This window comes from uncultured Clostridium sp. (assembly GCF_947072515.1).
GTDB lineage: Bacteria > Bacillota > Clostridia > Clostridiales > Clostridiaceae > Clostridium.
The window spans coordinates 1-2613 of the sequence record NZ_CAMTIG010000129.1 but is presented as its reverse complement, the minus strand read 5'-3'; the positions used below and the strand labels follow the sequence as shown (position 1 = coordinate 2613).

Sequence of the window (2613 nt, the reverse complement as noted above, 5' to 3'; positions counted from 1 at the left end):
AAATCTTTACTGTTGGTGGCTATCCTTTAACTGAAAAAGTTAAGTGTGAATTGATCGCTACAGAAACTACTCCATTTAAAGTTGTATAAAAATTATAGAAGCATACTAGAAAATTCTAGTATGCCTCTTTTATAATTAATCTTAATTTTACTATAACTTAACCTTTATAATTTCTGTATTAACAGTATCAAATATATCATTTGAATCAATTATTGCGAATTTTAACTCTATGCTTTCTATATTTTCTATATCATTTTCTTCTAAATATGTTTTTAATAAAGATATTTTATCATTAGCTTTCTTTCCAGCTTCTATTGTAGGTGAGAAAATCCCATCTATCATATATCCATTAATTGATAAATCTCTAACTTGTATTGTCTTTTTCCCATCTGTATTATTTTCAATATTAAGCTTTATCGCTTTTCCCATTAAATCATTTTCTATACCTTTAAATGTTATCTTTATTCCATTTTTATCATACATTACCTGATTCTCATCTGCTTTTTCTTCTGCCTTATCCTCTTTATTATCTTTTTTAGTTTCTGCTTCTATTTTAGGTTTATTCTCACTTGCATTAACTGGTTTTTCTTCAGTAGGTGTTGCTAATGCTCCTATTAATAAAACTGTTCCAAGTCCTAATGCAATTTTCTTCCCTTTTGACAACCCTTTTAATTTTTCTAATAAGCTCTTTTTTTTCATTTTTATCCCCCTGTTTTTTATACCTTAGTATCGTGTGTTTTATATATTCGTTTACCTTATTTCAATTACAATTATGACATATTATTCATATTTTGTACATATTATATTTATATTTTTACCATTTTTATAATTTAAGTAAATAATTTCAAAATATTTTTTAATATTCTATAAAATTTATTTCTATTTCTATATATTTCATATTTAGTCTTAAGAAAAATAGTTCTTAATTTTTTAGAATTTTGCCCCACAATTTCTAAAACTGCATATTTATTAGATGAAGGGGTGATAAATATGGAAAATAAAAATTTAAGAAAACTTACTTTAAAGGTTGAATACCAAAAAGGTGAGGACAACAACGGAAATGCTGTAATCAAAAGACAAAGTTTTTCTAGAATCAACTTAGAGGCTTCGCCTGCTGGCTTAAAATTATTTGCTGATAAGGTTAGCGAAGTTTTAAACTATCCTGTAACTTATGTAGGAACTGCTGAAGAATATAAATTATAAGGTTTGAGCCTTAATAAGGGCTTTCTCTAAAATTAATTTATATCAGAAATTTTTAAACTTAACAAAATTAAAATTATTAAAAAGGAGATGATTTATATGTTCGAAAAAGTACTTGTTATGACTTTTACAAACGAAACTGGGAAGAAATTCTCTTTAAAACTTAAAGATTTAGTAGAGGATTTAGACCAAGCTGTTTTAGGAGAAATCATGAACACAGTAATAGACAATGAAATCTTTACTGTTGGTGGCTATCCTTTAACTGAAAAAGTTAAATGTGAGTTAATCGCTACAGAAACTACTCCATTCGAAGTTGCATAAAAATAAATTGAAGGACATGCTAAAACTTTAGCATGCCCTTCTTAATTATATCTATTTATCTCTACACTTTTCTTCTAAGCTTTCTTTTCTCAATTGAACTACTTTTTCTACTAATTTATATAAATTATATCTTTTACCTCATAGTCTTTTAAATACCCATTCTGTATAATCTACTATTTTTCATGTTTAGTCTAAATACGTATCAATTAAATATCTAACTCTCTTATATGTTTCTCTGCCTTGTGCATCTATGTATGCAGTAGTTCCTGGCTTTCCAGCTTCACTAGCTTGTACATCTCTTTCTTTTATCCACTCTATCTGTTCTTTTTGAAGATTTTTATAAATATCTGGTCTTAGTATTACATTTAAATCTCCCCACAAATCATTTAAAATTTTATCTGTTCTTCCATAAAATTCTTTTGCACTATTTAAAGCTTCATTTCCTTCACCATATAAAGGACCTCCATATTCTCTAAAGGCACTTCCATATAATTGATAAAATTCACCTGTTTTTTTATTATATTTTTCTTCTAAAATTTCCACTTGTTTTTCTGATACATCACTTTTATAAATAGAGTTTGTTTCCTGTGTTTCTTTATTAAATGTTTTTTCTTCTGTTGACTCATCATTTTTCTTTTCCTGCTCTTTTAAAATATTTTCTCTTTCTTCTTTTTCCTTTTCGTAGTCTTTACTATCTACTATTTTAGGTGGAACACCACCCTCTTCCTTATTTTCATTATTGTATACTTTCTCCATTATTCCATTTACAGCTTCAACTGCTTTTCTTGTTTCATATTTTTCATACATTTTGTATCCACCAAATAGAATTGTTCCCCCCAAAACTATTGATAAAACTATATTTACATTTTGTTTATTCATTTGCTATCCCCTTTTATTTTATTCACTTAATTTTAACATATTTTTAATTAAATTAAAAATTTATTTTTATTTAAAAGAGTAGAAAAACTACTTTATAATAAATCATCAATACGATAATAACTGATCTCATCCTTTAAAAATTCTTTTTAAATTTTTCGATATTTGCCCCACAAATTCTAAAACTGCATATTTATTAGATGAAGGGGTGATAAA

4 protein-coding genes are annotated in these 2613 nt (G+C 26.2%); 2 read left to right on the top strand and 2 right to left on the bottom strand.

The window, feature by feature from the left end:
• Positions 1 to 150: 150 nt before the first annotated feature.
• Positions 151 to 699, bottom strand: coding sequence for a hypothetical protein (locus tag Q0W06_RS19605; protein WP_297639875.1), 549 nt, complete (start codon positions 697 to 699; stop codon positions 151 to 153).
• A 291-nt stretch (positions 700 to 990) separates the two neighbouring features.
• Between Q0W06_RS19605 and Q0W06_RS19600 the strand changes: the two genes are divergently transcribed.
• Both Q0W06_RS19600 and Q0W06_RS19595 read left to right on the top strand, forming a co-directional pair.
• Positions 991 to 1203 (top strand): DUF1659 domain-containing protein, encoded by a 213-nt coding sequence (locus Q0W06_RS19600; RefSeq protein WP_297639075.1) that lies wholly within the window; start codon positions 991 to 993, stop codon positions 1201 to 1203.
• A gap of 96 nt (positions 1204 to 1299) precedes the next feature.
• Complete coding sequence (locus Q0W06_RS19595; RefSeq protein ID WP_297639873.1) at positions 1300 to 1521, top strand: DUF2922 domain-containing protein; 222 nt, start codon at positions 1300 to 1302, stop codon at positions 1519 to 1521.
• Positions 1522 to 1707: 186 nt separating this feature from the next.
• On the opposite strand, the gene Q0W06_RS19590 is transcribed toward Q0W06_RS19595, so the two are convergent.
• A complete protein-coding gene (locus tag Q0W06_RS19590; protein WP_297639870.1) occupies positions 1708 to 2400 on the bottom strand; it encodes a lysozyme inhibitor LprI family protein in 693 nt (230 codons plus the stop codon).
• Positions 2401 to 2613: the final 213 nt, after the last annotated feature.